30 protein-coding genes are annotated in these 26,631 nt (G+C 71.3%); 14 read left to right on the forward strand and 16 right to left on the reverse strand.

What is annotated here, in order from left to right:
- Positions 1–19 precede the first annotated feature (19 nt).
- The 6 genes from ACIGWZ_RS02610 to ACIGWZ_RS02635 are packed head-to-tail and all read left to right on the forward strand — an operon-like array spanning position 20 to position 4,656.
- Positions 20–322, forward strand: coding sequence for an urease subunit gamma (locus tag ACIGWZ_RS02610; RefSeq protein ID WP_030064636.1), 303 nt, complete (start codon positions 20–22; stop codon positions 320–322).
- Positions 323–339: 17 nt separating this feature from the next.
- A complete protein-coding gene (locus tag ACIGWZ_RS02615) occupies positions 340–651 on the forward strand; it encodes an urease subunit beta (protein ID WP_400060017.1) in 312 nt (103 codons plus the stop codon).
- Positions 644–2,365, forward strand: a complete 1,722-nt coding sequence (locus ACIGWZ_RS02620) for an urease subunit alpha (RefSeq protein ID WP_400060019.1) — start codon at positions 644–646, stop codon at positions 2,363–2,365. The genes ACIGWZ_RS02615 and ACIGWZ_RS02620 overlap by 8 nt, the downstream gene beginning before the upstream one ends.
- Positions 2,366–2,396: 31 nt before the next feature.
- The gene (locus ACIGWZ_RS02625; RefSeq protein ID WP_400060021.1) at positions 2,397–3,071 is read left to right on the forward strand and encodes an urease accessory protein UreF; all 675 of its coding nucleotides are present in this window, start codon (positions 2,397–2,399) and stop codon (positions 3,069–3,071) included.
- Positions 3,072–3,124: 53 nt separating this feature from the next.
- The gene (ureG, locus tag ACIGWZ_RS02630) at positions 3,125–3,835 is read left to right on the forward strand and encodes an urease accessory protein UreG (protein ID WP_400060023.1); all 711 of its coding nucleotides are present in this window, start codon (positions 3,125–3,127) and stop codon (positions 3,833–3,835) included.
- The gene (locus ACIGWZ_RS02635; protein WP_400060025.1) at positions 3,832–4,656 is read left to right on the forward strand and encodes an urease accessory protein UreD; all 825 of its coding nucleotides are present in this window, start codon (positions 3,832–3,834) and stop codon (positions 4,654–4,656) included. The genes ureG and ACIGWZ_RS02635 overlap by 4 nt, the downstream gene beginning before the upstream one ends.
- Here the strand turns inward: ACIGWZ_RS02635 and ACIGWZ_RS02640 are convergent.
- From ACIGWZ_RS02640 to ACIGWZ_RS02655, 4 genes are all read right to left on the reverse strand, one after another.
- Positions 4,633–5,007: a hypothetical protein gene (locus ACIGWZ_RS02640; RefSeq protein WP_400060027.1), complete on the reverse strand. Its 375-nt coding sequence runs from the start codon at positions 5,005–5,007 to the stop codon at positions 4,633–4,635. The genes ACIGWZ_RS02635 and ACIGWZ_RS02640 overlap by 24 nt on opposite strands.
- 26 nt (positions 5,008–5,033) lie before the next feature.
- Entirely contained in the window at positions 5,034–5,441 is a 408-nt protein-coding gene (locus ACIGWZ_RS02645) for a roadblock/LC7 domain-containing protein (protein WP_400060028.1), read from the reverse strand.
- A gap of 85 nt (positions 5,442–5,526) precedes the next feature.
- The gene (locus ACIGWZ_RS02650) at positions 5,527–6,384 is read right to left on the reverse strand and encodes a hypothetical protein (protein WP_400060030.1); all 858 of its coding nucleotides are present in this window, start codon (positions 6,382–6,384) and stop codon (positions 5,527–5,529) included.
- Positions 6,385–6,393: 9 nt separating this feature from the next.
- On the reverse strand, positions 6,394–6,777 hold the full coding sequence (locus tag ACIGWZ_RS02655; RefSeq protein ID WP_400060032.1) for a hypothetical protein: 384 nt from the start codon (positions 6,775–6,777) through the stop codon (positions 6,394–6,396).
- A gap of 492 nt (positions 6,778–7,269) precedes the next feature.
- Between ACIGWZ_RS02655 and ACIGWZ_RS02660 the strand changes: the two genes are divergently transcribed.
- Positions 7,270–8,907: an alpha/beta hydrolase gene (locus tag ACIGWZ_RS02660; protein WP_400060034.1), complete on the forward strand. Its 1,638-nt coding sequence runs from the start codon at positions 7,270–7,272 to the stop codon at positions 8,905–8,907.
- A gap of 96 nt (positions 8,908–9,003) precedes the next feature.
- On the opposite strand, the gene ACIGWZ_RS02665 is transcribed toward ACIGWZ_RS02660, so the two are convergent.
- The 4 genes from ACIGWZ_RS02665 to ACIGWZ_RS02680 all read right to left on the reverse strand — a co-directional run bounded on the left by ACIGWZ_RS02665 (position 9,004) and on the right by ACIGWZ_RS02680 (position 11,835).
- Complete coding sequence (locus ACIGWZ_RS02665) at positions 9,004–9,855, reverse strand: TIGR02452 family protein (protein ID WP_400060036.1); 852 nt, start codon at positions 9,853–9,855, stop codon at positions 9,004–9,006.
- A 114-nt stretch (positions 9,856–9,969) separates the two neighbouring features.
- Positions 9,970–10,698: a lysophospholipid acyltransferase family protein gene (locus ACIGWZ_RS02670; RefSeq protein WP_400060038.1), complete on the reverse strand. Its 729-nt coding sequence runs from the start codon at positions 10,696–10,698 to the stop codon at positions 9,970–9,972.
- A gap of 72 nt (positions 10,699–10,770) precedes the next feature.
- Positions 10,771–11,343 (reverse strand): dihydrofolate reductase family protein, encoded by a 573-nt coding sequence (locus ACIGWZ_RS02675; protein ID WP_400060786.1) that lies wholly within the window; start codon positions 11,341–11,343, stop codon positions 10,771–10,773.
- A gap of 57 nt (positions 11,344–11,400) precedes the next feature.
- Positions 11,401–11,835, reverse strand: coding sequence for an SMI1/KNR4 family protein (locus tag ACIGWZ_RS02680; protein ID WP_400060040.1), 435 nt, complete (start codon positions 11,833–11,835; stop codon positions 11,401–11,403).
- A 164-nt stretch (positions 11,836–11,999) separates the two neighbouring features.
- Here ACIGWZ_RS02680 and ACIGWZ_RS02685 point away from each other — a divergent pair, with 164 nt between their 5' ends.
- On the forward strand, positions 12,000–12,455 hold the full coding sequence (locus tag ACIGWZ_RS02685; protein ID WP_400060042.1) for an SSI family serine proteinase inhibitor: 456 nt from the start codon (positions 12,000–12,002) through the stop codon (positions 12,453–12,455).
- Between the two features lie 24 nt (positions 12,456–12,479).
- Here ACIGWZ_RS02685 and ACIGWZ_RS02690 read toward each other — a convergent pair whose 3' ends face one another.
- The 5 genes from ACIGWZ_RS02690 to ACIGWZ_RS02710 all read right to left on the reverse strand — a co-directional run bounded on the left by ACIGWZ_RS02690 (position 12,480) and on the right by ACIGWZ_RS02710 (position 17,009).
- Entirely contained in the window at positions 12,480–12,638 is a 159-nt protein-coding gene (locus ACIGWZ_RS02690; protein ID WP_400060044.1) for a hypothetical protein, read from the reverse strand.
- 100 nt (positions 12,639–12,738) lie between these two features.
- Positions 12,739–13,698: a cytochrome c oxidase assembly protein gene (locus ACIGWZ_RS02695; protein WP_400060046.1), complete on the reverse strand. Its 960-nt coding sequence runs from the start codon at positions 13,696–13,698 to the stop codon at positions 12,739–12,741.
- A gap of 114 nt (positions 13,699–13,812) precedes the next feature.
- Positions 13,813–14,838, reverse strand: a complete 1,026-nt coding sequence (locus tag ACIGWZ_RS02700; RefSeq protein WP_400060047.1) for a 6-phosphofructokinase — start codon at positions 14,836–14,838, stop codon at positions 13,813–13,815.
- Positions 14,839–15,003: 165 nt separating this feature from the next.
- Positions 15,004–15,732 carry a type 1 glutamine amidotransferase gene (locus ACIGWZ_RS02705; protein WP_400060049.1) on the reverse strand — a complete coding sequence of 243 codons (729 nt, stop codon included), beginning with the start codon at positions 15,730–15,732 and terminating at the stop codon, positions 15,004–15,006.
- A 38-nt stretch (positions 15,733–15,770) separates the two neighbouring features.
- Positions 15,771–17,009, reverse strand: coding sequence for a MurT ligase domain-containing protein (locus tag ACIGWZ_RS02710; RefSeq protein ID WP_400060051.1), 1,239 nt, complete (start codon positions 17,007–17,009; stop codon positions 15,771–15,773).
- A 200-nt stretch (positions 17,010–17,209) separates the two neighbouring features.
- On the opposite strand from ACIGWZ_RS02710, the gene def reads away from it, so the two are divergent.
- The gene (gene def, locus ACIGWZ_RS02715) at positions 17,210–17,770 is read left to right on the forward strand and encodes a peptide deformylase (RefSeq protein WP_400060053.1); all 561 of its coding nucleotides are present in this window, start codon (positions 17,210–17,212) and stop codon (positions 17,768–17,770) included.
- Between the two features lie 3 nt (positions 17,771–17,773).
- Here def and ACIGWZ_RS02720 read toward each other — a convergent pair whose 3' ends face one another.
- The gene (locus ACIGWZ_RS02720; protein WP_400060054.1) at positions 17,774–18,421 is read right to left on the reverse strand and encodes a TetR family transcriptional regulator; all 648 of its coding nucleotides are present in this window, start codon (positions 18,419–18,421) and stop codon (positions 17,774–17,776) included.
- A gap of 160 nt (positions 18,422–18,581) precedes the next feature.
- On the opposite strand from ACIGWZ_RS02720, the gene ACIGWZ_RS02725 reads away from it, so the two are divergent.
- Positions 18,582–19,808, forward strand: coding sequence for an acyl-CoA dehydrogenase family protein (locus ACIGWZ_RS02725; RefSeq protein WP_400060056.1), 1,227 nt, complete (start codon positions 18,582–18,584; stop codon positions 19,806–19,808).
- A gap of 227 nt (positions 19,809–20,035) precedes the next feature.
- Entirely contained in the window at positions 20,036–20,611 is a 576-nt protein-coding gene (locus ACIGWZ_RS02730) for a DUF6221 family protein (protein ID WP_400060058.1), read from the forward strand.
- A gap of 363 nt (positions 20,612–20,974) precedes the next feature.
- On the opposite strand, the gene ACIGWZ_RS02735 is transcribed toward ACIGWZ_RS02730, so the two are convergent.
- Positions 20,975–21,880 carry a LysR family transcriptional regulator gene (locus ACIGWZ_RS02735; RefSeq protein ID WP_400060060.1) on the reverse strand — a complete coding sequence of 302 codons (906 nt, stop codon included), beginning with the start codon at positions 21,878–21,880 and terminating at the stop codon, positions 20,975–20,977.
- A gap of 103 nt (positions 21,881–21,983) precedes the next feature.
- Here ACIGWZ_RS02735 and ACIGWZ_RS02740 point away from each other — a divergent pair, with 103 nt between their 5' ends.
- Together ACIGWZ_RS02740 and ACIGWZ_RS02745 are read left to right on the forward strand one after the other, a co-directional pair.
- Positions 21,984–22,817, forward strand: coding sequence for an oxidoreductase (locus ACIGWZ_RS02740; protein WP_400060062.1), 834 nt, complete (start codon positions 21,984–21,986; stop codon positions 22,815–22,817).
- A gap of 375 nt (positions 22,818–23,192) precedes the next feature.
- A complete protein-coding gene (locus ACIGWZ_RS02745) occupies positions 23,193–24,608 on the forward strand; it encodes an MFS transporter (protein ID WP_400060064.1) in 1,416 nt (471 codons plus the stop codon).
- Between the two features lie 164 nt (positions 24,609–24,772).
- Here ACIGWZ_RS02745 and ACIGWZ_RS02750 read toward each other — a convergent pair whose 3' ends face one another.
- The gene (locus tag ACIGWZ_RS02750; RefSeq protein WP_400060066.1) at positions 24,773–25,423 is read right to left on the reverse strand and encodes a TetR/AcrR family transcriptional regulator; all 651 of its coding nucleotides are present in this window, start codon (positions 25,421–25,423) and stop codon (positions 24,773–24,775) included.
- 125 nt (positions 25,424–25,548) lie between these two features.
- Between ACIGWZ_RS02750 and ACIGWZ_RS02755 the strand changes: the two genes are divergently transcribed.
- Positions 25,549–26,340 (forward strand): alpha/beta fold hydrolase, encoded by a 792-nt coding sequence (locus tag ACIGWZ_RS02755; protein WP_400060068.1) that lies wholly within the window; start codon positions 25,549–25,551, stop codon positions 26,338–26,340.
- Positions 26,341–26,631 lie beyond the last annotated feature (291 nt).

The raw sequence follows: 26,631 nt of genomic DNA on the forward strand, positions 1-26,631 counted from the left end.
AGACTGTGAGGTGGAAGGTATGCAACTGACCCCGCATGAACAAGAACGCTTGATGATTCATGTGGCGGCAGACGTGGCCGAAAAACGTCGGTCCAGGGGGCTGAAGCTCAACCACCCGGAATCCCTCGCGCTGCTCACCGTGCACATCCTCGAAGGAGCCCGGGACGGCCGCACGGTCGCCGAGCTGATGTCCTCGGGGCGCAAGGTGCTCGGCCGGGACGACGTCATGGAAGGCGTCCCCGAGATGATCCACGACGTACAGGTCGAGGCCACCTTCCCCGACGGCACCAAGCTCGTCACCGTTCACGAACCCATCAACTGACCACGGGAGAACAGAAGATGATCCCGGGACAGATCCTCTACGCCGACGAGCCGGTGCGCCTCAACGAAGGCCTCCCCCTCACGCGCATGACCGTCCTCAACGCCGCCGACCGCCCCGTCCAGGTCGGCTCCCACTACCACTTCGCCGAGGCCAACCCCGGCCTCGACTTCGACCGCGCGGCCGCGCACGGCAAGCGGCTGAACGTCGCGGCCGGCTCCGCCGTGCGCTTCGAGCCCGGCATTCCCACCGAGGTCGAGCTCGTCCCCATCGGGGGCAAGCGGATCGTCGCCGGGCTGCGCGGCGAGACCGGAGGCACCCTCGATGGCTGAGCTGACCCGCCAGGCGTACGCCGATCTCTTCGGCCCGACCACCGGCGACCGGATCCGGCTCGCCGACACCGACCTGGTCATCGAGATCGCCGAGGACCGCTCGGGAGGGCCCGGCCGGGCCGGCGACGAGGCCGTCTTCGGCGGCGGCAAGGTGATCCGCGAGTCCATGGGGCAGTCCCGTGCCACCCGCGCCGAAGGCACCCCCGACACCGTCATCACCGGCGCCGTCGTGCTCGACCACTGGGGCATCGTCAAGGCCGACGTCGGCATACGGGACGGGAAGATCACCGCGCTCGGCAAGGCCGGCAACCCCGACACCATGGACGGCGTCCACCCCGACCTCGTCATCGGCCCCGAGACCGAGATCATCGCGGGCAACGGCAAGATCCTCACCGCCGGCGCCATCGACACCCACGTCCACTTCATCTGCCCCCAGCAGGTGGACGAGGCGCTCGCCTCCGGCGTCACCACCCTCGTCGGCGGCGGCACCGGACCGGCCGAGGGCAGCAAGGCCACCACCATCACCCCCGGCGCCTGGCACGTTGCCCGGATGTTCGAGTCGATGGACTCCCTGCCGGTCAACGTCGGACTGCTCGGCAAGGGCAACACCACCTCCCTCGCCTCGATGCGCGACCAGCTGCGGGCCGGCATCCTCGGCTTCAAGATCCACGAGGACTGGGGCGCCACGCCCGCCGTCCTCGACGCCTGTCTGAGCGTCTGCGAGGAGAGCGGTGCCCAGCTCGCGATCCACACCGACACCCTGAACGAGGCCGGATTCCTCGGCGACACCCTCGCCGCCATCGCCGGCCGCTCGATCCACGCCTTCCACGTCGAAGGCGCCGGCGGCGGCCACGCCCCCGACATGATCGCCATGGTCTCCGAGCCGAATGTGCTGCCCGCGTCCACCAACCCCACGCGGCCGCACACCGTCAACACCGTCGAGGAACACCTCGACATGCTGATGGTCTGCCACCACCTCAACCCCGCCGTCCCCGAGGACCTCGCCTTCGCCGAGTCCCGGATCCGGCCCTCCACCATCGCGGCCGAGGACATCCTGCACGACCTCGGCGCCATCTCGATCATGTCGTCCGACGCCCAGGCCATGGGCCGCATCGGCGAGGTCGTGATGCGTACGTGGCAGACCGCGCACGTCATGAAGCGGCGCCGCGGAAGCCTCCTCGGTGACGGCAGCGCCGACAACCACCGCGCCCGCCGCTATGTCGCGAAGTACACCATCAACGCGGCCGTCGCCCAGGGCATCGACCACATCGTCGGCTCGGTCGAGGAGGGCAAGCTCGCCGACCTCGTCCTGTGGGACCCGGCGTTCTTCGGCGTCAAGCCGCAGCTGGTCATCAAGGGCGGCCAGATCGCGTATGCGCAGATGGGCGACGCCAACGCCTCCATCCCCACCCCGCAGCCGGTCCTGCCCCGCCCGATGTTCGGCGCCACCGGCAGAGCTCCGGGCAGCAACTCCGTCAACTTCGTCTCCCAGCAGGCCCTCGAGGACGATCTCCCCGAGCGCCTCCCGCTGGCGAAGCGGTACGAGGCGATCCGCAGCACCCGCGGTGTCACCAAGGCGGACATGCGCAACAACGACGCGCTGCCCCGTGTCCAGGTCGACCCCGACACGTTCACGGTGACCATCGACGGCGAGGTGGTCGAACCCGAACCCGCCGCCGAACTCCCCATGGCCCAGCGGTACTTCCTCTTCTGATGCGGCCCGTGAACACCCTGGAGCACCACCGATGAGCCGCGCAGCGCTGCTCGTCCTCGCCGACGGCCGGTTCCCCGCCGGAGGGCACGCCCACTCGGGCGGCGCCGAACCGGCCGTCACCGCGGGACGCATCAAGGACGCCGCCACCCTGGAGAATTTCTGCCGGGGCCGGCTGCACACCGCCGGCCTGGTCGCCGCCGGGCTCGCCGCCGCGGCCGCGGCCGGCTGCGACCCGCTCCTCCTGGACGACGCCGCCGACGCCCGTACGCCCGTACCGGCGCTGCGCCAGGTCGCCCGGCGGCTCGGCCGGCAGATGATGCGGGCCGCCCGCGCCACCTGGCCCGGCCCCGCACTCGACGCGCTCGCCGCGGCCCGCCCGCGCGGCGCCCACCAGCCCGTCGTCCTCGGCCTCGCCGCCCGGTCCGCGGGCCTGGATCCCCTCGATGCCGCCTATGCCGTCGCATACGAGAACATCAGCGGCCCGGCGACCGCCGCCGTCCGCCTGCTGAGCCTGGATCCCTTCGACGCCACCGCCGTCCTCGCCCGCCTCGCCGCCGACCTCGACCGGGTCGCGCAGCAGGGCACCGAGGCCGCGGCTCGGGTCGCCACCGAAGGGACCGGCGCGCTGCCCGCCGCCTCCGCGCCGCTGCTCGACATCACCGCCCAGCAGCATGCCGCCTGGCCGGTACGCCTCTTCGCGTCCTGACCCCCCGACCCTCGAGCCGCACCCCTGCGGCCCCCGAACCACCGGAGTCCCCCGTGCACCTCGACCACAAGGACACCTTCCCCGAACGCCACACCTACAGCGCGGCCGACCCGGTACGCCCCGACGGGAAGCGGCGCGCCCTGCGCATCGGCCTCGGCGGCCCGGTCGGCACCGGCAAGACCGCCACCGTCGCCGCGCTGTGCCGCGCGCTGCGCGACGAGTTGTCCATCGCCGTCGTCACCAACGACATCTACACCCGCGAGGACGCCGAATTCCTGCTCCGCGAGGCCGTGCTGCCCGCCGAGCGCATCGCGGCCGTGGAGACCGGGGCCTGCCCGCACACCGCCATCCGCGACGACATCTCCGCCAACCTGGAGGCGGTGGAGGACCTGGAAGCCGCGTTTTCTTCCGAGGGGGCCGGCCCACTGGATCTGGTGCTGGTCGAATCCGGCGGCGACAACCTCACCGCCACCTTCTCCAAGGGCCTGGTCGACGCCCAGATCTTCGTCATCGACGTCGCGGGCGGCGACGACATCCCCCGCAAGGGCGGCCCCGGCGTCACCAAATCCGACCTCCTGGTCATCAACAAGACCGACCTCGCGCCGTACGTGGGCGTCGACCTCGAGGGCATGGCCCGGGACGCCAAGGCGCAGCGCGGTGAACTCCCGGTCGCCTTCACCGCCCTGAAGTCGGAGAACGGCGTCCGGCCGGTCGCCGACTGGGTCCGTCACCAGCTCGCGCACTGGACCGCGGGCGCCGCATGACCCTCGCCGTCCCCGCACCCGCCCGCCCGCAGGCCGTCCCCTCCGCGGCCGGCCTGCGGGCCACCGCCCGGATCACCGCCCGCGCCGACGGGGGAGGCACCACCCGCCTCCCGGTCCTCGACGGCGACGGCCCGCTCGCGCTGCGCCGTATCCGCTCACACGGCGGCCAGGCCCGGGTCTGCGTCGTCGGCGCCATGAGCGCCCCGCTGGGCGGCGACCGGCTGGGCATCGAGGCGGTGGCCGAGGAGGGCGCTGCCTTGCAGGTCACGGCCGCCGCGGCCACGGTCGCGCTGCCCGGCCGGAACGCCGGACACGCCACCTACGACGTGCGGCTGACGGTGGCCGACGGCGCCCGGCTGGAGTGGCTCCCGGAACCACTGATCTCCGCCGAGAGCAGTGATCTCCGGATGACCACCACCGTCGAACTCGCCCCCACCGCCCGCCTCGTCCTGCGCGAGGAACAGGCCCTGGGCCGCAGCGGCGAGCGGCCGGGGACGCTCCGCAGTCGCCTCACGGTCCGCCGCGCGGGCCGTACCCTGCTGGACCAGGAGACGGCCTACGGGCCGGGCGTCCCCGGCTGGGACACCGCGGCCGTCCTGGACGGCCACCGGGCCATCGGCCAACTCCTCGTGGTCCGGCCGGAGTGGGACGACAAGCCGGTCGACGTGCAGCTCCTGGGGGACGCCGACGGCGCCGGACAGGGCGTCCTCGCCCCGCTCGCCGGCCCCGCGGCCCTGGTCACGGCCGTCGCCCCGGACGCGCTGCGGCTGCGGCGCCTCCTGGACGAGGCCGCCCGGTCACACCTCCAGATCGGCCTCTAGCCGGGCGAGACGATGGCGCGCCATCGCCAGATTGGCGCGCTTGCGGTCCAGGACCAGATAGAGGAAAAGCCCGGCGCCGTTCTTTCCCGTCACCGGACGGATCAGGTGGTATTGCGCGGTCAGCGTGATGAGCATGTCCTCGATGGCGCCCTGGAGTTCCAGCATTTCCATGGTGCGCAGCTTGGCGCGCACCACATCGGTGTTGCCGGCCGCGGCGATATTGAGGTCCAGCGCATTGTTGTCGCCGAGGGTGGCGAGCGCCATTCCGCTGGTGTAGTCGACGAGGGCGACGCCGACGGCGCCCTCAATGGTCGACATCGCATCGGTGAGGGCGGCTTCCATCTGTGCCATGGGGAATACAGACCTTTCGGAGTGTGTCAGCTGTTGTTCTTCGGCGCGCGGACCGGCGCATGGGCGGAGTTGTCCATCAGGGTGCCGATGCGGGCGGCCGCCCGGCGGGCCTGCAGATGCAGCCGGCCCACATTGGTGTCCGGGCCGGCCACGGCCGTGAGAACGGCACGGCGGCCGGCCGAATAGGCCGCGATGTAGCCGCCGGTGCCCCGCGTGAGGGATTCCTCGAACGTGCCCTGCCCGGTCGCCTCGGTGAGACGTTTGGCAACCCCGATGGCCGCCGCGGTGAGCGCGGCGAGGCCATCGGGTTCGATGTCCCGCAAATCGTGGGCGATGACCATGCCGTCGGCACTGGCCACCATCCCGCCCTGCAGATGCCGTACTTGATCGCGCAGGGCGAGTAATTCGTCCCGTACATCGGGTTCGATCGTCATGAGTCTCCTGGTTCTTCGATTCCTTCGTTTCGCGGCACGCTTTCCGAGTACGTGCCTCATGGCCGGATTTCGCGTGGGCAGGGGTTCACAGGCTTTCCTCCAGCGCCGTACGCAGTCGGACAAGGAGGGCAATATCGGGATCGGCGGTCTCGAGCACGGCCGGTACCGGTAGTTGCCAGGTCGGCGAGGGGGCGTCCGCCGTGCGCGGGGGCCGGCCTTCCCCGCGGGCGCCGGGGCGCCGCCGGGGCAGCGCCGCCGACGCCGTGGGAACCCGGACGAGTCCGGCCGCGGCGAGGCGGCGGATGTCGAGCAGTGTCACAAAGGCGGACTGGCCCAGCGCGCGGGCGAGTTCGTACGGGGTGTGCCGGCCGTCGGCGCGTTCGAGCAGCCGGCGCTGCCTTCCGGTGGTGGGGGAGTGGCGGCCCCGGCGGGTCGGCGCGACGGGGACGACGGGCGCGGCATCGACCGCCGCCCAGGGGTCCAGCCGGTCGAGCAGCGCCCGGCGGCGGGCCGTCGCCTGCTGGAGGGTGGCGGCGCTGATCCGCCGTACGACGCCCAGCCAGTGCGCGCTGCCCGGCGTGAAGGAGGTGGTCTCCGGCGGCAGCGGCAGCGCGAAGAACGCGGCGTCGAGGAGCGCGCCCAGATGGCAGATCTCCAGCTCGCTCTGGGTCAACCACCCTGCGTTGACGAGGAACCGGCCTCCTTGGTGCGCCGGCCCCGCCGTTTCGAGGGCCTGTTGCCAGCGGTCCGCGGGCAGCAGGCCGGCCGCGCTGAGCCGGGCGTCGAGCCCGGGTGCGGTGGCGCCCTCGACGCAGTAAATGGCGCCCTCGCGCAGATAGATGCAGCCGTTCGGGCCGCGCAGGGCGCCGGTGACGCGTTCCGCTGCGAACCGGTCGAGCAGCCCGCCGGACGCGGCCGGGCGGGGCGTTATCGGCAAGGTCATGGGGGCGCGTCAGGCCGCGACCAGCTCCGCCGCCAGATCGCGCAGCCGTAACCGGGCGACGGCCAGATTGGCCTGCCCGCGGTCCAGCCAGAGATGGAGATAGGTCTGGCTGTCGAAGGCCGTGTGCACGAAGCGGATGAGGTGGTAGCTGCCCGCGGCCGTGATGATGAGGTCCTCCAGCCCCGGGCCGTCGCCGCCCGCGGTGTCGAAGGTGGCGTTGCGTACCACGGCCTGGACCACCTCGGCGGTGTCCGCGGCCGCCGCTTCGTGGTCGTCGTGCGGTGCCCGCCCTGCCGTACCGAGTGTCAGCCCGCTGGTCCAGTCGATCAGCCCGGCCCCCAGAACTCCGGGGATCCCCATCGCTTGGGCCAACACCTGATCGATACCGGGCACTTCTGGACTCCTCGTGGCAGCGTGTGGGGAAACCTGCACGGAAGGTTACTGAAGACGGTGTGTCCGGCACATGCCTGAAGGGCATGTGCACGGCAATTGACGTGTTATCGACCCTCGGCGGCCCGTTGTCGGCGGGCTGTTGGCTGCGACCGCGCCCCCAGCTTGGCCGGATCGGCGCTCATCGACAGCGGCATCTGCGACATTCGCGACATTCATGCCATGGGGCGTCAAGGCGGCCCGCCGCCAGGGGCCCGCGGCCGTCTCCCCAACTGTCGTGGGTGGCGGCCACCTTGAGGCAGGGGCCGGACGGGTCCGGCGCGGCGCCGCGCAGGGCGCCGATTCGCCGGCCGACAACCGCGTTAATCCTACGGATTGGTAAAGAAATCGTGGTCAAACCTGTTCAGGAGGGGACAGGAGACGACAAGATCCCTCTGTAGCAGCTCTGTGATCACCGTCGCCACAAGCGACGCACCATGCAGGGGGATCCACCACGTGAGACGAACAGCAGCGCTCGGCGCTGCCGGCACCCTGGTGACCGGCACGCTCATAGCAGGCGCGATAGCCGCCACGCCCGCCAGCGCGGGCGAGCACCACCGGTCCGGATCGGCCGAGGCGCGCGGAGTCAAGACCGCCGCCGCGCGCGCCGCCAAGGCGGGCATCGACTGGAAGGACTGCCCCGCCGACTGGGGGCTGAAGGCCCCCATCCAGTGTGGCTATGTCACCGTCCCGGTCGACTACGCCAAGCCCAACGGCCGCACCATCAAGATCGCCGTCGACCGGGCCGTCAGCACCGGCACCAAGGACGAGCGACAGGGCGCCCTCGTCTACAACCCGGGCGGCCCCGGCGGCTCGGGCATGAAGTTCCCGGCCCGCATCACCACCAAGAACCCGCTGTGGGCGAAGACGGCCAAGGCCTATGACTTCGTCGGCTTCGACCCGCGCGGCGTCGGCCACTCCGCGGCGATCTCCTGCATGGACCCGCAGGAGTTCGTCAAGGCCCCCAAGGCCGACCCGGTGCCCGACAGCGAGGCGGACAAGCGCGCCCAGCGCAAGCTCGCCAAGGAGTACGCCGATGGCTGCGCCGAGCGCAGCGGCGGCCTCCTGCCGCACATGACGACGCCGAACACCGCCCGCGACCTGGACGTGGTCCGCGCCGCGCTCGGTGAGAAGAAGCTCAACTACCTGGGCGTCTCCTACGGCACGTACCTCGGCGCCGTCTACGGGACGCTCTTCCCGGACCACGTCCGCCGGATGCTCGTCGACAGCGTCGTCAGCCCCTCGCGCGAGAAGGTCTGGTACCAGGCCAACCTCGACCAGGACGTGGCGTTCGAGACGCGCTGGGGCGACTGGAAGAAGTGGGTCGCCAAGAACGACGCGACCTACCACCTCGGCGACACTCCCGAGAAGGTCCAGGCGGCCTGGGAGAAGCTGCGCGCCACCGCCAAGAAGAACCCGATCGGCGGCGTCGTCGGCCCCGCCGAGCTCACCGGCTTCTTCCAGAACGCGCCGTACTACGACTCCATGTGGGCCACGGTCGCGCAGGTCTGGAGCGCCTACGTCGCCGGCGACGAGAAGCCGCTGGTCGAGAACGCCGGTCCCGACCTGAAGGACACCGCGGGCAACATCGCGTCCGAGAACGGCAACGCCGTCTACACGGCCGTCGAGTGCACGGACGCCAAGTGGCCCACCAGCTGGAAGAAGTGGGACCGGGACAACACCCGCATCCACCAGCAGGCGCCGTTCATGACCTGGTCCAACGCCTGGATGAACCTGCCCTGCGCCACCTGGCCGGCCAAGCAGCAGACCCCGGTCAACGTCAAGACCGGCAAGGGCCTGCCCAGCGTGCTGATCGTGCAGAGCACCCGTGACGCGGCCACGCCCTACGACGGCGCCGTCGAGCTGCACAAGCGGTTCGCCGGCTCCCGCATGATCACCGAGCGGGACGCCGGATCGCACGGTGTCACCGGCCTGGTCAACCCCTGCATCAACGACCGGGTCGACGCCTACCTCGTCGACGGCAAGATCGATGCCGAGGACGTGACGTGCGCCCCGCACGCCACGCCGCAGCCGGCCAAGCAGGCGGCCACGGCCGCCGCCAAGGGTGCCTCCGACCTGCCGGTCGCGCCCTAGTGACGGCATGAAGGGGCGGCCGGAATACGCTTCCGGCCGCCCCTTCTCGTCCCTATCTTCGGCCCGTCGCCGCTCAGGTCGCGCGCGCACCCACCGTCATCCGCGCCCCACCTGCCCGCCCTGCCCGGCGCGGAACACCTCGGTGAAGGCGGCCCTGGTGGGGGAGTCCTCCCGGCGGTCGAGCACGGCGAACACGACACGGTCGAACCGGTCGGCGAAACGGCCCGCGCCCAGCAGATGCGCCGCGAACGCCCCCGCCACCTGCGCCGGTTCATTACGGAACACCCCGCAGCCCCACGCACCGAGCACCAGCTGACGGTGCCCGCCCGCCGCCGCGACCTCCAGCACCCGCTCCGCGCGGGCCGTCAGCGCGCCCGCCACCCGGCCGGCCTCGGCGGGCCGCTGCCGCGCGATGACCCCCGCGTTCGGCGCCGCCGACGTCAAGAACCCCGCCTGGTACGGGACTTCGAGCAGCGTCCCCCGGTCGTCGCGGAACACCGGCACACCGGGGGAGAGGATCACCCGGTCGCTGTAGAACGGGCTCGGCTCGGCACGGTGCGCGGCGTAGAAGTCCGGCGCCTCGCGCACACACACGTACAGCGCCGACCCCCGGCACAGCGCCTCCTCCTGCGCCTGGGCGCCGTTGAGATAGCCGCCGCCGGGATTGCGCGCCGAGGCGAAGTTCAGCACCGCGAGCGGCCCGCCACCGGCCTCGGCCAGCCGCCGGCCCGCCGTGAGACTGCCTTCCCCCGTCACCTCGAAAGCCGTCCGCACGCCCGCCCCCGAGCCCTCGACGGCGACCGGCTCCGGCCCGTACAGCCGGGTGCCCGCCCGCGCCCGTTCCACCGCCGCCGCGATGTCCACCGGCCGTCCGCTGGGTGCGCGGTACGCACCCGCCGCCACGATCCGCTCCGTCTCCTGTGCCATGCCACGCAGCCGGGCGCTCATCGTCGGCACCCCCGTATCCGATTTCTCATGACGATCAAGGTACGGGGCGGCCGCACACCCCGCGACGGAATATCCCCTGCCGCGTTTGCGCCGCACCCGCCCCGGCCCGAAGCCTCAGCTCCCGGCGCCGTGCCCCTTCCGCCCCTGCGCCCGCGCCCTGGCCTCCGCCTGCGCCGCGGCCTTCGCCTCACCCGCGTAGGTGTCCACGTATTCCTGGCCGGACAGCGTCAGAATCGCGTACATGATCTCGTCCGTGACGGCCCGCAGCGCGATGCGCTCGTCCGCCATCCCGGCGTACCGCGAGAAGTCCAGCGGAGCCCCGAAGCGGATGGTGATCCGCATCGCCCGCGGCAGCCGCCGCCCCGTCGGCTGCGCCTCGAACGTCCCGATCATCGCGCACGGCACCACCGGAACCCCCGCCTTGATCGCCATCGCCGCGACCCCGGTACGCCCCTTGTACAGCCGGCCGTCGTGCGACCGCGTGCCCTCGGGATAGATCCCCAGCAGCCGCCCCTTGCGCAGCACCGCCAGCCCCGACGAGATCGCCGCCTGCGACGCCCGGCCCCCCGACCGGTCGATCGGAATCTGCCCCACGCCCCGGAAGAACGCCGCGGTCAGCCGCCCCTTCAGCCCCGGCGCCGTGAAGTACTCCGCCTTGGCCAGGAACGTCACCCGGCGCGGCACGATCGCGGGCATCACGAAGTGGTCGGCGAACGACAGATGATTCCCCGCGATGATCGCCGCCCCCTCCTCCGGCACGTTCTCGAGCCCTTCGATCCGCGGCCGGAACAGCAGCCGCAGCAACGGCCCGAGAACGATGTACTTCAGCAGCTGGTAGAACACCTTGCGGCCTCCCCGTAGTTACCGTGCCGGGGCAGAGTAGCCGCCGCCCGAACAGGGCGCGAGGGGGCCCGATCAGCGGGCGCCGGCCGCCGCCTCGTAGCGCAGCAGGACGACCCCGTTGCCGAAGGAGCGGGTCTCGGCGAGCCGGAGATCGGCTCGGTTGTCCGAGGCAGGGAACAGGGGCTTGCCCCGTCCGATGAGGACCGGATGGACGTAGATGCGGTACTCGTCGATCAGCCCCTGCGCCATGAAAGCCGCGGCGAGTTCGGCGCCGCCGAGCGCGAGATCCCCGCCCGGCTGCGCGGTGAGCGCCCTGATCTCCTCGGCGTCGACCTCCCGCCTGACGACCGTGTTCCACGCGGCCCGCTCCAGGGTCCGGGAGAACACGATCTTGGGCATCTCCCGCCAGATACCGGCGAACTCCGCCATGGGCCCGGTAATCGCCGGATCGGCGTCGGCGGTCGGCCAGAACCCCGCCATCAGTTCATGGGTGACCCGTCCGCTCAGGAACGCGCCCATGTCCCTGAGGTGGTCATTGAAGTGGCGGTGCAGCTCGTCGTCGACCAGATGCCAGTCGATCTGGCGCTCCGGCCCCTCGATGTATCCGTCGAGGGACACCGACATCATCAAGACGATCTTCCGCACCGTGGCCGCCTCACCGAGATCCTCGCCGCCAGCCAGGCGGGACTTTGCGGACACCGCCTAGTGATACCACTCGTCGCCGTCGGCCGCGAGCGACCGGCCCAGGTAGTCCGGCAGATCCCGCGCGACCCACCGCCGACTGTCGTCCTCGTGCTCCCAGACGAAGATGTCGGCGCGCGGCGGCGTCCGTACGAAGGCGAACCGGTCACCGCCGCCGTTGTCCCCGAAGAAGAGCAGCGCGTCGAACGGCATGTACAGGTCGGCGAAGGAGCGGTCCGACCGAACGTGCAGGTTGTGCCGGACCAGTTGCTCCAGCGGCCAGACCGTGTCCACGCCGTACGGCCCCACGATGCCGTCGGTCTCCCGCAGCAGCTCGACGAGTTCGGGCGGCAGCGCGGATCTTAGGCGCCGCTCCGCCGCGGACAGCGCGGCCGGATCGACGGGCGCGCGGAACTCGGCCTCCGGGAACGTCCGGCCGGCGATTTCTCTCCACATACGGGCAGCGTAGGCGGGCGGGGCGGCCGGTCAGGGGCCGGGATGCGCCCCACGGGCACGGCAGGAACGAGGCGCGAGGAGGACCGGATGCGCCGTCATGATCCCGTACGGGCGACCTCGCGGCGTGTCCGCTTGCCCACCGGCGTGTACCGGGGTGCGCTGGCATGCGTGCACCCTCGCTCGATCCCACCGAGCACCCTCAGGAGAACCGCATGCCGAAGGCCCGCCGCCTACCCCGTGCCGCCGCGCTCACCGCCGCCGCGCTCTGCATGCTGGCCGCCGCCCCGGGCCGCCCCGCGGGAGCGGGGGAGCCGCCGCGCGACCGTGGCCTGTTCCTGACGGTTTCCGGTGCCGGCGACACCTGGATCCGCGGGGTGCAGCTCAACTGCCCGGACACCCGCGGCACCCATCCGCACGGCGCGGCCGCCTGCGCGGCGCTGGCCGAGGCGGACGGCGATCTCGATGCGCTGCCGGGCGACCCGCGTCCGTGCACCAAGCAGTACGACCCGGTCACCGTCGCGGCGACCGGCGACTGGCACGACCGCCCGGTCGCCTGGCGGAAGTCGTTCCCCAACGCCTGCGTGATGGACTCCGACACCGGGCCGGTCTTCCGCTTCTGAGGGGCACCGGCCGGCGGTCCGCGCTCAGACCCGCCGGCCCGCCACCATCCCGGCCGTCACCAGCGCCAGCACGATCCACAGGAACCAGACCCAGCCGTTGCCCCCCAGGGCCACGGTGTAGGCGGTCGCGACCACCAGCCCGCCCACCGTGCACACGGCCATCGTCTTGGCAGATCCGGGCATACCCGCAACCTCCTCACGGCAGCCCGGGGCACTCATGCCACAGGCCGCGGCCATGGGACCATCGTCCCCGGCCGCGGCCCGTACCGCTAGCTGGTGTGCCTTACCGACTGCGTGCGTCGAGCGAGGCGAGATAGGCGTTGTAGTCGGCGAGATCCTTGTCGCCGTTGCGGTCCGCGGCCCGGTCCGAGCGCTGCGACTGGCGCTCCTCGGACTTGTACCACTGGAAGACCAGGGCGATCAGCACCACCACGGACGGGATCTCGCTGAAGGCCCAGGCGATGCCGCCCGCGGCGGTCTGGTCGGCGAGCGCCTCGATGCCCAGCGAGGCCGGCGGGTGCAGAAAGGTGTCGACCATCGGCTCCGACGCCATCATCAGCGCGATCCCGAAGAACGCATGGAAGGGCATGCCGGCGAACAGCTCCAGCATCCGCATGACATAGCCCGGCCGGTGCGGGCCCGGGTCGATGCCCATGATGGGCCAGAAGAAGACCAGGCCGACGGCGAGGAAGTGCACCATCATCCCGATGTGCCCGGCCCGGGACTCCATCAGGAAGTCGAAGAGCGGGGAGAAGTAGAGCGCGTACAGGCTCGCGATGAAGAGGGGGATGGTGAACGCGGGGTGCGTGATGATCCGCATATAGCGGCTGTGCAGCAGGGCCACCAGGAGTTCCCGCGGGCCCTTGCGGCCGCGCCCGGCGGTCGGCAGGGCGCGCAGCGCCAGCGTCACCGGCGCCCCGAGCAGCAGCAGGATCGGCGAGAGCATGCTGATGACCATGTGCTGCACCATGTGCACGCTGAACATCGCCATGCCGTAGTCGTTGAGCTCGGTGCACATCACCAAGGCCACCGTCAGCACGCCCAGGACCCAGGCGACGACCCGGCTCACCGGCCACGCGTCGCCCCGCCGCCGCAGCCGGATCACCGCCCAGCCGTACAGCAGCAGTCCCAGCAGGCAGCCAACGAGAAAGAACGGATCACCGCCGAACTCCAGCCCCCGCCCCAGCGTGAACGGCGGCAGATCCATGTTCATGCCGTCCATGCCGTGCCCGCCGTGATGCATCCGCTCGCTCCTGATTCGTACCAATGCTCCGGCGACAAGACTAGAGCCGCCCCCGGCCGTCGCATCGGCCGGGGGCGGTTCGTAGAAGGCGGAACAAGGTCGTCCACCGAGGGGCTAGAGCACGCACTCCGCCTCGTCGTAGCGGTGCGCGGGCACCGTCTTCAGGCTCTCCACGGCCTCGGCCAGCGGCACCAGCGTGATGTCCGTGCCGCGCAGCGCGGTCATCATCCCGAAGTCGCCGCGGTGCGCGGCCTCCACGGCGTGCCAGCCGAAGCGGGTTGCCAGCACCCGGTCGTACGCGGTCGGGGTACCGCCGCGCTGGACATGACCGAGGATGACGGGGCGGGCCTCCTTGCCCAGGCGGTTCTCCAGCTCGACGGACAGCTGCCGGGCGACCCCGGCGAACCGCTCGTGGCCGTAGACGTCCTTGCCGCCGACGTCGAAGGACATGCTGCCCTCGCGCGGCTTGGCGCCCTCGGCGACGACCACGATCGCGAACTTCTTGCCGGCCTCGAACCGCTCGGCGACCCGCGCCGTCAGCTCCTCGATGTCGAACGGCCGCTCCGGCACCACGATCGCGTGCGCACCGGCCGCCATGCCCGAGTGCAGCGCGATCCAGCCGGTGTGCCGCCCCATGACCTCGACGATCATCACCCGCTGGTGCGATTCGGCGGTGGTCTTGAGCCGGTCCAGCGCCTCGGTGGCGACACCCACCGCGGTGTCGAAGCCGAAGGTCAGGTCCGTGACGGCGATGTCGTTGTCGATGGTCTTGGGTACGCCGACGATCGGCAGCCCGGCGTCCGACAGCAGCCGCGCCGCCTTCAGGGTGCCCTCGCCGCCGATCGGGATGATCGCGTCCAGGCCCAGTTCGGCGACGTGGCCGCGGGCCCGCTCGACGCCGTCGCGCAGATGGGCGGGCTGCACCCGCGACGACCCGAGGATGGTGCCGCCGCGCGCCAGGATGCCGCCGACGGCATCCAGGTCGAGCTTGCGGTAATCGCACTCCAGCAGGCCCTTCCAGCCATCGCGGAAACCGATGACCTCGTCGCCGTGATCGGCGGTGGCGCGGTGGACGACGGACCGGATGACGGCGTTGAGACCGGGGCAGTCGCCGCCGGAGGTGAGGACACCAATACGCATTGCTCGAAAAACCCTCTGCAACTCAACCGGAGACCCGGACCCCGTCGTCCGGTTGGATTCCGCTCACCCTACAAGCGCGGGGCCACCGGGCACACGTACGCCCGCAGTGCGGGACTGCGGGCGTACGAAAAAGGTGGAAAGCCGGCGAAACGGCCGTGCGAGCTGCTAGGCGGGCTGAGTGGCCGCCGCGATCCGCTCCTGACGCAGCGCCTCGTACCAGCGGTCCTCCACCGGGGGCAGCGCATTGACGTCCAGCGCCAGCTTGATCAGCAGGTCGGCGATGTGCGGATTGCGGGCCATCACCGGGCCGTGCATGTAGGTGCCGAAAACGGTGTCGTTGTACGCGCCCTCGTAGCCGTCGCCGACGCCGTTGCCCTTGCCGAAGCGCACCTTGGCGAACGGCTTGGCGGTCTCGCCCAGATGCGTCACGCCCTGGTGGTTCTCGAAACCGGTCAGCGGCGGCAGGCCCAGCTTCGGGTCGATGTCGGCCAGTACGTCGCCCACGCACCGCTCGCCCTCGCCGCGGGTGCTCACCACGTCCAGCAGCCCCAGGCCCTCCTGCCGCTCACCGAGGTCGTTGATGAACTCGTGGCCCAGGATCTGGTAGCCGGCGCACACCGAGAAGACGATCGCGCCGTTGGAGACCGCGCGGTGCAGACCGCCGTCGCGGATCAGCCGCTCGGCGGCCAGCCGCTGCGGCCGGTCCTCGCCGCCGCCGATCAGATAGATGTCCCCGGAGGTGGGAATCGGCTGGTCGGAGCGTACGTCCAGGCGCTGTACGTCCAGTCGGCGCTGGCGCGCCCGCCGCTCCACCACCAGCGCATTGCCCTGGTCGCCGTACGTGCTCAGCAGGTCCGGGTAGATCCACACCAGACGCAGGCTGTTGTCACTCATGCTCGCTCGTCCTTGTCCGTAAGGTCGGTGGACCGCACTCAGTTGCCCACGCGGCGGCGCAGGTCCTGGAAGGCCGTGTAGTTGGCGATGACCTCGATCCGGCCGGGCGGCGCCATCTGCACGGCCTCGTCGATGTTGTCGCACACATGGAAGTCGAGCCCGGCGACCTCGAGACGTACCGCCAGGTCCAGCTTGCGGTCCCCGAGCACGAAGATCGGGTGCCCGGCCAGCCGGGTGTAGTCGACATCCCACAGCCAGGACGTGTCGGTGCCGTCCGCGCCGCGGGCGTTCACCGACATGATCACCGGGGTCGGCGGCGGGTCGATCAGCGAGAACGTCTCCAGCCAGCCGGCCGGGTTCTTCGCCAGCAGCAGCCGCAGCTCCCGCTCCAGGAACGTGACCACGTCGTAGCGGCCGGCCACCGCCTGCACGCCGTACATCCGCTCCAGGGCGACCTGCGGCGGCACCCCGAAGGCGGCCGCGACCGCGGCCGACGTCGTGGCGTTCGCCTTGTTGGCGCGCCCCGGCAGCTGGAGCTTGATCGGCCAGGCGCTGCCGTGCGGGTCCAGTACGTGATCGCCGGACAGCGCCCAGCTGGGTGTCGGGCGGCGGAAGCCGCACTCGCCGCAGAACCAGTCCTCACCCGGCCGCTGCATCACGCCGCCGCACGAGGGGCAGGACCAGGCGTCGTCCTTCCATTCCTGCCCTGCCGCGACCCACACCACATTCGCGGACGACGAGGCCGCCCAGACGATCAGCGGGTCGTCCGCGTTGGCCACGATCAGCGCCTTGGAACCGGCCAGGCCCTCGCGCCAGTGCTCGGCCAGCATCCGCGTCTCGGCGGCGCGGTCGAGCTGGTCGCGCGAGAGGTTCAGCAGCGCTATGGCCTTCGGAGTGACGTCCCGCGCCACCCCGGCGAGGTACTTCTCGTCGACCTCGATGACGCCGTACTTGGCGTCCGAGCCGCCGGCCAGCGCGGAGGTGATGCCCGCCGGCATATTGGCGCCGAGCGCGTTGGAGACCACCGGGCCGCTGGCCCGCAGCGCCTCGGCGATCAGCCGCGTCGTGGTCGTCTTGCCGTTCGTCGCCGACACCAGGATGACATCCAGGTGCCGGGCCAGCCGCGCCAGCAGGTCGGGGTCGAGCTTGAGCGCCACCCGGCCACCGATCACCGATCCGCTGCCGCGGCCCGCCGCGCGCGATACCGCCGCCGCGGCCTTGCCTGCCGTCACGGCCAGCTTGGCCCGCGGCGACAGCGGCTCCGTGTTGCCTGCCATCGTCCTTGATCCTCCTTGCATCCGGCGCCCGCCTGCCGCGTGGCCGCCGGGGGAACGCCTCCTCCGCAACCGATGACCGGCCGGAGGCTTCGGTCGGGGATCAGCCTATCGAGATCCGGCCGTGGGCCCGAACCCCGCCACCCGTGGCGCGACATCCGGTACGACCGGGACGGTCTCCCGTGAACCGTACGCTGGAGCCCATGCGTACCCGTACGATCCCCGGCAGCACCGGCCGCCCGCGCCCCGTGCGCCTCCTCGGAGACCCGGTCCTCCATGCACCCTGCGAGGAGGTCACGGCCTTCGACGGCGAGCTCGCCCGGCTGATCGAGGACATGTACGCGACAATGTACGCGGCCCGCGGCGTCGGTCTCGCCGCAAATCAAATCGGCGTCCCGCTGCGCGTGTTCGTCTACGACTGCCCCGACGACGAGGACCGCCGTCATCTCGGGCACCTCGTCAACCCCCGGCTCGTCGAGGCGGACGGGCCGGTCTTCCGCGGCCCCGAGGGCTGTCTGTCCCTGCCCGGCATCGAGGCCGGTACGCCGCGCCACGACCACGCCGTTGTGGAAGGGCTCGGCGCGGACGGCGAGCCGAGGACCGTCACCGGTACCGGCTTCTTCGCCCGCTGTCTCCAGCATGAGTGCGACCACCTCGAGGGCGGTCTGTACGTCGACCATCTGACCGGGCTGCGGCGCCGACGGGCGCTGCGCGCGGCCGCCCGCGCGCCGTGGGCCCGGCCCGCGGGGGAGTCCGGTCGCTGACTCTCAGAAGCCCGGGCCGCCGGCCAGGTCCTTGACGGTGGCCAGCTGTCCCCACAGCAGATCCGTCAGATGCTGCACCAACTTCTCGCGGGAGCAGGGGCGTTCGCGCAGCCACCAGTCGCCGGCCGCATGCATCATGCCGACGATGCCGTGGCCCCACACCCGCGCCCGCTCCTCGCCCTCGGGTCCCAGTTCGAGCCGGTCGGCGATCACCTTCGCCAGCTCCTCGCCGAGCCGGCGCAGCAGCGGGGCGGAGTGCCGCCCCACGTCGAAGCCGGACTCGCCCTGGCTGTGCTCGTCGGAGGGGTGCATCAGGAAGCGGTACACCTGCGGCCGGGTCTCGATCGCGACGAGATAGGCGTCGAGGGTGGCCTCGACCCGGTCGCGGCGCAGTACCGGTGCGTCCAGTGCGGTGCGCAGATTGTCCAGCAGGGCATCGGTGTGCCGTACGGCCAGCGCGCGGTAGAGCCCGCCCTTGTCGCCGAAATGCCGGTAGAGGATCGGCTTGGTGATGCCGGCCTCGGCGGCGATGGCGTTCATCGACGCCTCCGGGCCGTCGCGCAGCACGATCCGCTCCGCGGCCTCCAGTAGCTCCCGTCGTCTGCGTTCGGTCGCCGTCTGCCGACGGCCGCTGTGCTGTGTGTTTTCCATGGTCGTGCTCCCACCCTCGTGACTCCGTGGCGCTCGCGCAACGTAACACCCGAACTCCACGGTGAATTCGAAGCCCGGGGAGTTGACATTCCTTACTGACGAGTAACACACTCTGGTTACCGCAAGTAACATGTGTAAGACCGCAAGCGCAGGAGGGGTCATGGCCGAGTTCACCATGGAGCTCAACGACGAACAGAGGGAAGTCCGCGACTGGATTCACGGCTTCGCCGCGGACGTCATGCGCCCCGCCGCCGCAGAGTGGGACGAGCGCGAGGAGACTCCCTGGCCGGTCATCCAGGAGGCCGCCAAGATCGGCCTGTACTCGCTGGACTTCTACGCCCAGCAGTTCTTCGACCCCACGGGCCTGGGCATCCCGATGGCCATGGAGGAGCTGTTCTGGGGCGACGCCGGCATCGCCCTGTCGATCGTCGGCACCGGCCTCGCCGCCGTCGGCGTGCTCGCCAACGGCACCGAGGAGCAGATAGGCACCTGGGTGCCGCAGATGTACGGCGACGCCAATGACGTCAAGGTCGCCGCCTTCTGCTCCTCCGAGCCGGACGCGGGCTCGGACGTCGCCTCCATGCGGACGCGCGCCGTCTACGACGCGGCCAAGGACGAGTGGGTGCTCAACGGCACCAAGACCTGGGCCACCAACGGCGGCATCGCCAACGTCCACGTCGTCGTCGCGGTCGTCGACCCCGAGCTGGGCTCCAAGGGCCACGCCTCCTTCATCGTCCCCCCGAACACCCCCGGCCTCTCCCAGGGGCAGAAGTTCAAGAAGCACGGCATCCGCGCCTCGCACACCGCCGAGGTCGTCCTGGAGGACGTCCGGGTGCCCGGCCACTGCCTGCTCGGCGGCAAGGAGAAGCTCGACGAGCGCCTGGCCCGCGCCCGGGAGCGCGCCAGGAGCGGCGGCGAGCGTCTGAAGAACGCCGCGATGGCCACCTTCGAGGCGTCCCGCCCGGCGGTCGGCGCGATGGCCGTCGGCACCGCCCGCGCCGCGTACGAAGAGGCCCTGGAGTACGCCAAGACCCGCGAGCAGTTCGGCCGCCCGATCATCGACAACCAGGGCGTCGCCTTCCAGCTGGCCGATATGCGCACCCAGATCGACGCCGCCCGCCTCCTGGTGTGGCGCGCCTCCTGGATGGCGGTGACCGGCAAGCCCTTCACCTCCGCCGAGGGCTCCATGTCGAAGCTCTTCGCCAGCGAGGTGGCCAAGAAGGTCACCGCCCAGGCCGTACAGATCCTCGGCGGCAACGGCTTCACCCGCGAGTACCCGGTCGAGCGGATGCACCGCGACGCCGCGATCTACACCATCTTCGAGGGCACCAGCGAGATCCAGCGGCTGGTGATCGCCCGGACGCTGTCGGGGATGCCGATCCGCTAGGCATCCATGCAGGAGGACGCGCAGAGATGCGTATCGCTTTGAAGGCCCCACCGCTTGCGCGAGTGGGGCCTTCGGGGAGCTACAGAAGCACGAAAACCGGTTTGGGGAGACCCATGCGCTCCTCCGTGGCAACTCCAGGATGCCCGTCCTCGTCGAGCCACACCTTGTGAGAGTGCCTCAGGCCGTGCGGCGTCAGCCCCTCCACGCCGAGTACCGGCGGGAGGCCGATGCGGGCCTGGGCGCCACGCACGACGGTGGCGTTCCTGCGGGCGCGGTGGGCGGAGGAACGGCGGGTCGCGGTGGAAGCGTCCCACCCGGGGTGGGAGGTACCCCCGCTGGGCCGGAAGAAGGCTGCGGAGTACTGGCACTGGCACTACGAGGACACCGATGAGCCGGTGCCGTTGGACGAGGAGTCGGGGGACCTTGCCTACTCCTGCTTCGAAGGCGGCGCGGCGGAGGACGGTCGGCGGCGGGTGCGGCTGCGCAGCCTCAACTGGTACGCGAAGCGGGCCTCACGGGGTTGTCTTCGGCACCTGGTGGTCCAGGACGCGCTGGTGGACGTCGGTGCCGCAGTGCACATCGCGCGGCACGCCCCGGGCCGCGTCCTGGCGGACATCGCCGCCAAGGAGCAGATACTCCTCCAGTACGAGCGTCTGCGGCAGCGCTGGGAGCAGGGCGAGGCGGCCGACGACGCGACGGTGGGGGCAATCGACAGCCTGGAGAAGGCCCTGCGCGCCCTTGCTGCCGCCTACGCGGAACCGGTACCGCCCGCCGAGGCATATGCGGACGAGCCTCTGTTCTGAAGTCGTCAATCGCCGTGTGAGTGGTGAATTCCGGCCGGAGTTGGGGCACTCGGGATGGTCATCCTCTGATGCTGCGTCGGCAGTGGTTCGCCAGTGCCGACGTCGGGCCACGTTTGTGCTGTGGTGAGGTGACGCGCCGTACCGGGCGCCGCCGCGCCGAGGAGACCCGCCGGCTCCAGGGCCGCGGCGACGAGGTAGGCGCAGCCCTCACAGGGCTCGCGGGCGGTGCGTCGTCGAACGGGACGTATGCGCTGAGCATCGGCAATCGTGTTTCCCGAACCCGGGAGTCGGCCATGGGGGAGCTTCGGTCCTTCTCCCGTCGTCGGGAGCGGATCCCAGCGCTTCTCGCGGCTGCGCCCCGCCTCAGTCCGTTGTCTCGGTCGCCAGCTCACACGCGCGCACGTACGCCTGCACCAGCGGGCGGCGGTCATCGGCGAGCCAGGCCAAGGCGAAGCGGCTGGGCGAGATGCCCCTCACCGCACGGGTGACGACTCCGCCGAGGGTGATCAGCGGGGTGTTCCCGGCCGCCAGCAGGACCACGCCGAGACCCGCGACGAGCGCCTCGTACGTCTCCTCGGTGCTTGCCACCTCCGCGCCGATGAGTGCCGGCTTCCCGCCGCGGGCGTCGGTGGCAAGCCAGTAGTCCCGCAGCGGCCCGGCGCTGTCGGGCAGCGCGAGGAACGGCTCGTCCAGCAGGTCGGTGAAGTCGATGATCTCCCTGTCGGCGAGCGGGTGAGTATCGGCCATGGCGACCAGGCGGGGTTCCTCGGCGACCACCACCCACCGGTAGCGGTCCGGATCGGGCAGCGGTAGCCAGACGAACGCTGCGTCGCACGTTCCGTCGGCGAGCCCGGCGGTCGAGTCGTGCCAGGGGACCTGGCGAAGTCTGAGGCGGGCACCAGGGTGCGCGGCGGTGAAGCGGGAGCGGATCGCCGGCAGCACGCCCCCTCGCCCCGGGCTGGTACTCATCCCCACGACGAGGACGGCCGCCTGGTCGGCCACGACCCGGGCGACTGCCCGCTGGGCTGCCTCCCACTCGGCGAGAATGCGCTGAGCATGCGGCAGCAGCGCCGCACCGACCGCGCTCAGGCGCACTTCGCGCCGGTCGCGCTCGAACAACGCAGCCCCCACCTGTTTCTCCAGCATTCTGATCTGCTTGCTCAGCGCGGGCTGCGAGACGTACAGCCGCTCGGCTGCGCGCGTGAAGTGCAGTTCCTCGGCCACCGCGGCGAAGTACCTCAGATCCCGTCCGTGAACGTCCATAACCATCGGCTATCACAGCGGATCTTGGACGGGCAACCGGTGTGCCTTGCAAGGTAGTTCACACGCGGACGGCCGAGAACGGCGGACCGCCTGGCAGAGGGAGAAGCGCATGAACAAGGTATGGCTGGTCACCGGGGCGAGCAGCGGGTTCGGCCGGGCGATCACCGAAGCGGCGGTGACCGCGGGCGACATCGTGGTCGCCGCCGCCCGCCGCACCGCGCCGCTCGACGACCTGGTCGCCGCGTACCCGGACCAGGTCGAGGCGCTGCCGCTGGATGTCACCGACACCGCGGGCGTCCAAGCCGCGGTCGACGGCGTGGCGGCCCGGCACGGCCGGATCGACGTCCTGGTCAACAATGCCGGACGAGGCATGGTCGGTGCGGTGGAGGAGACCACCGACGCGGAGCTGCGGGAACTGATGGACCTGCACTTCTTCGGCCCGGCCGCGCTCATCCGGGCTGCGCTGCCGCATATGCGCCGCCGGGGCTCGGGGGCCATCGTGCAGCTGACCAGCATGGGTGGGCGGTTCGCCTTCGCCGGAGTCGGCGCCTACTGCGCCACCAAGTTCGCCCTGGAGGGGCTCTCCGAGGCATTGGCCGCCGAGGTCGTCCCGCACGGGATCCGGGTGCTGATCGTCGAGCCCGGTGCGTTCCGTACCGGCTTTGCGGGTGCCGGAACCCTGCAGCAGTCCGCGGCCCTGGACGCCTACCAGGACACCGTGGGCCCGGTTCGCTCCGGGCTGCCGGGCGGCAGTGGCCAGGAAGTCGGGGACCCGGCCAAGGCCGCGGCCGCCATTCTCACGGCTCTGGACGCCGACGAGCCCCCGCTGCGCCTGCCGCTCGGCAACGACGCCGCCGACGCGATCATCGACCACCTCGACCGCGCCCGCACCGAACTCCGCTCGTGGGAAAAGCTCACCCGCTCCACCGACTTCGACGACTGACACCTCCGGTCGCCTCCGCCCCTCTTCCCGCCCACCGTCGCCACGCAGGCGAGGCGCGAGCCCCGGGCGGCGGGCGCTGCGGGCGGTGTGCTGCCCGTACAGGGCGCCACGGTCGGGGACGCGCAGCGTCCGGCTGTGATCGTCGCGACCGCTCCGACCAGCGCATTCCGCCCCCGTGATGACAGCTACCCGGGGTGAAGGCAACAGGGACCTGCCCGCACAGGCAGCAGGCCGTCCGCACGCTCCGCTACGCCGGGCGGCGGGGCCCTGTCGCCCCCGGCACGGGGCTCTCCGCTGCAGGCGGGCCTGTCCGTGGTCGCCTCCTGGCTTCCGGTCTCGGTCGCACACCTTCAACAACGTCTCAGGAGTGTTCTGTTGAAATCGCTGCTCAAGTCCTCCCTGGCCGCCCGCACCGCGGGTTCGGCTCCGGAGGCGGCCCGGGGCGGATCCTCCACGGTGCTCGGCGCCGCCCTGCTGGGCTTCTTCCTCATCTCGCTGGACGCGTTGATCGTCACCGTCGCGCTGCCCGACATCGGCCGCAGTCTTGGCGGCGGCATGTCCGGCCTGCAGTGGGTGGTGGACGGATACACGCTGATCTTCGCCGCCCTGATGCTCTCCGCAGGCGCCCTGTCCGACCGCATCGGGGCCCGGCAGGCGTATGGCGGGGGCCTCGTGCTCTTCGGGCTGGCCTCGGCCGCGTGCGGACTGGCGCCCGGTCTCGGCGTGCTGGTGGCGGCGCGGCTGGTGCAGGGGGGTGCGGCAGCGGTGATGATGCCGGCCTCACTGGCGCTGGTCCGGCAGGGCTTTCCCGACCAGGCGCAGCGGGCCCGGGCGATCGCCGTCTGGACCGTGGGCGGCGCGGTCGCGGTGGCGGCCGGACCGGTGCTCGGCGGGGCGCTCACCGCATCCGTGGGCTGGCGATGGATCTTCTTCGTCAACCTCCCGGCGGGCCTGCTGGCGCTCGCCCTGCTCACCCGCGTGCCCGCCTCCCCACGGCGGCCCGCGCGACTGGACGTGGTCGGGCAGGTGACGGCGGTAGTCGCAATGGGCGCGCTGACGTACGGCGTGATCGAGGGCGGCGACAAGGGCTTCAGCCGACCGTTGGTGGTGGTATCGCTGCTGGTGGCCGCGGCCGCGGCAGCCGCCTTCCTCGCCGCGCAGGCCAAGGGGGCGCACCCGATGCTCCCGCTGCCGCTGTTCCGCTCGCGGGTGGTGGCGGTGTCCTTGGTGGTCGGCTTCATGCTCAACGCCGCCTACTACGGCGGGGTGTTCATCTTCAGCCTGTATCTGCAGCAGGAGCGCGGGCAGTCCGCCCTGCACGCGGGCCTGATGTTCATACCGATGACGGCACTGGTCGCCGTGGTGAACCTGGCCTCGGCGAAACTGGCCTCGCTGTTCGGCCCGCGCGTGCCGATGATGGCGGGACAACTGATCGGGACAGCCGGACTGCTGGCCCTGCTCACTGTCGGCCCGCACACCAGCGTGTGGGTGGTGACGGTGCTGATGGTGCCGGTCGGCCTCGGCGGGGCGCTGACGGTGCCGGCGCTGACCGCCATGCTGCTCGACGCGGTACCCGCAGATCGGGCAGGCACCGCGTCCGCCGTGCTCAACACCGGCCGCCAGGTCGGCGGAGCGATCGCGGTGGCGGTCTTCGGGGCGCTGCTGTCAGGGGCGGACACGTTCCTGGCCGGCATGCGGTGGAGCATGCTGATCGCGGCGGCCGGGCTCGTACTGACGGCTGGCGCGACACTGGGGCTGCCGCGGGACGGGCGCCGGGGTGCGGAGGCGTGAGCCGGGCGGTGTGTCACGGCAGAGCCGCGGGGCGAACTCGAGGAGGGCCTGGACGAAGGCGACGTGGCGCGGGTGCAGCGCCTGCTTGCGCCCACCCCGGATCGCCGCCCACCGCTCGACTTCTCAGGCCGCACCAGGGCGAACAGTGCCTGATGCGGCACCAGCTAGCCGCTCGCGCCGGCGGTGGCGCGGGGCGGTGCTGCCGGCCAGGCCGCTATCGCGGTGTCGGCGATGTGCTCCAGCGTCGTGCGATCGGCTCCGTCGCAGGCTTGCTGATGCATTCCCTGGATGACCGCAGCGTAGAAGGCGGCCAGCCTGTTGGCGTCCGCGTCGGCAGGGAGTCTCCCCGCATCGATGTCGGCGCGGATGCAGGAGGCAAGCGCAGCCTTGGTGTCCTCACGCAAGGCGCGCAGCTTGGCCTTGATGTCCTGGGAGTCGGGGCCGCAGTTGGTCGCCGCGCTGATGATGAGACAGCCGGGCGGATGATTCGGGTCGGTGTAGTCGGCCGCGAGGTGTCGCAGCATTGCGGCGATGGCCGTGTGGGCGTCCGGGCCGTGCGGCGGTGAGGCGCCGTAGGTGCGTGCGTAGAGCTCAACGGCCTCCTCGAACAGCTGCCGCTTGTCACCGAAGGCGGCGTAGAGGCTTGGTGGCCTGATTCCCATGGCTTCGGTCAAGGAGGCGATGGACGTCGTGTCGTATCCGTGCGTCCAAAACTGCCGCAGGGCGGCGGCCAGGGCCTCATCGCGGTCGAACGCGCGGCGGGTCGGCCTGGCCCCCTGCTGGGCGGCCTTGGACGGGGTGTTCGCACGGCTCATGGCCACAGCCTACCGGCCAGCTGTAGCGGTCGCTAAAGAAGCCCTGGTACGGTCATCGCCCACCCAGCTTTAGCGATCGCTAAAGATGCTGGGTGCGGCAAGCAACGCCCTGAAAGGAACCCCTGATGACCACGCTGACCCCCTCCGCTTTCGCTCGTACCGTCCGAGGCGAGGGCCCCGGCCTTCTCCTCGCACACGGCGCCGGAGGCGGCATCGAAGCCAACTACGGACCGATCATGGAAGGGCTCGCCGCGCGGCACACCGTCGTCGGGATCGACTACCCCGGCTCCGGCACCACGCCGGCGGTGCAGGGGCGCCTCGAGGTCGATGCGCTGGTGGATCAGCTCATCTCGGCGGCCGACGCCGAAGGGCTCGACAACTTCGCGGTCAGCGGGTACTCACTCGGCGGGCCGGTCGCGATTCGCCTCGCCGTGCGATACCCGGAGCGCGTCAGTGCACTCGTGCTGAGCGCGACGTTCGCGTACGCCGACACCCGTACCGAGTTGGCCGCCTCCATCTGGCAGCAGCTCTACGAAGCCGGCCAGCACGCCGTGCTGGCCGCCTACCTGAATTTGATGGCGCTCGGCGAACCGGCCCTGAACGCTCTCACCCGCGCTCAGGTGCACACTGCCGCCGAGCAGCTCGCGCCTGTCCTGCCCGCCGGCACCTCCGAGCAGGTGGACCTGGTGCGCAGGATCGACGTCCGCGGCGACCTCGGTCGCATCACGGCGCCGACCCTCGCCATCGTCACCACCGCAGACCCGCTCATCTCCCCGTCTTTGCAGCGTGAACTGGCCGCCGCCATCCCCGCCGCCGAGATCGCCGAAATCCCCACCGGGCACCTGCCATTCGCTGAGCAGCCTGAGCACTGGCTGAAGCTCATCAGCAATTTCCTCGAGCAGAACGCCAAGAACTGACCCGACCGACCGAATGCATCCAGACATCGCAGAGAACGACCATGAAGGATGTTCAGCTGCTTCTCGTCGGCGGCTTCGACCAGCTCGTTCACCAGCTTCGTGGATGCCGCCGGCCAGGGACGGCACCTGCACCTGTGCCGCCGACTTGGTCGCCTCGAAGCTCCGCTGGAAGCCGACCGCCGCCCCCAGAAGGATCGGCGTCGGCACCGTCGCGGCTTCCCCCGGGTGATACGGACGGACGGCTGAGTGCCGACCTCAAAGGGATTCTACGGAAATTCGGGTAACGCCGGT

This window comes from Streptomyces sp. NPDC053427 (genome assembly GCF_044544985.1).
In the GTDB taxonomy this organism is placed as follows: domain Bacteria; phylum Actinomycetota; class Actinomycetes; order Streptomycetales; family Streptomycetaceae; genus Streptomyces.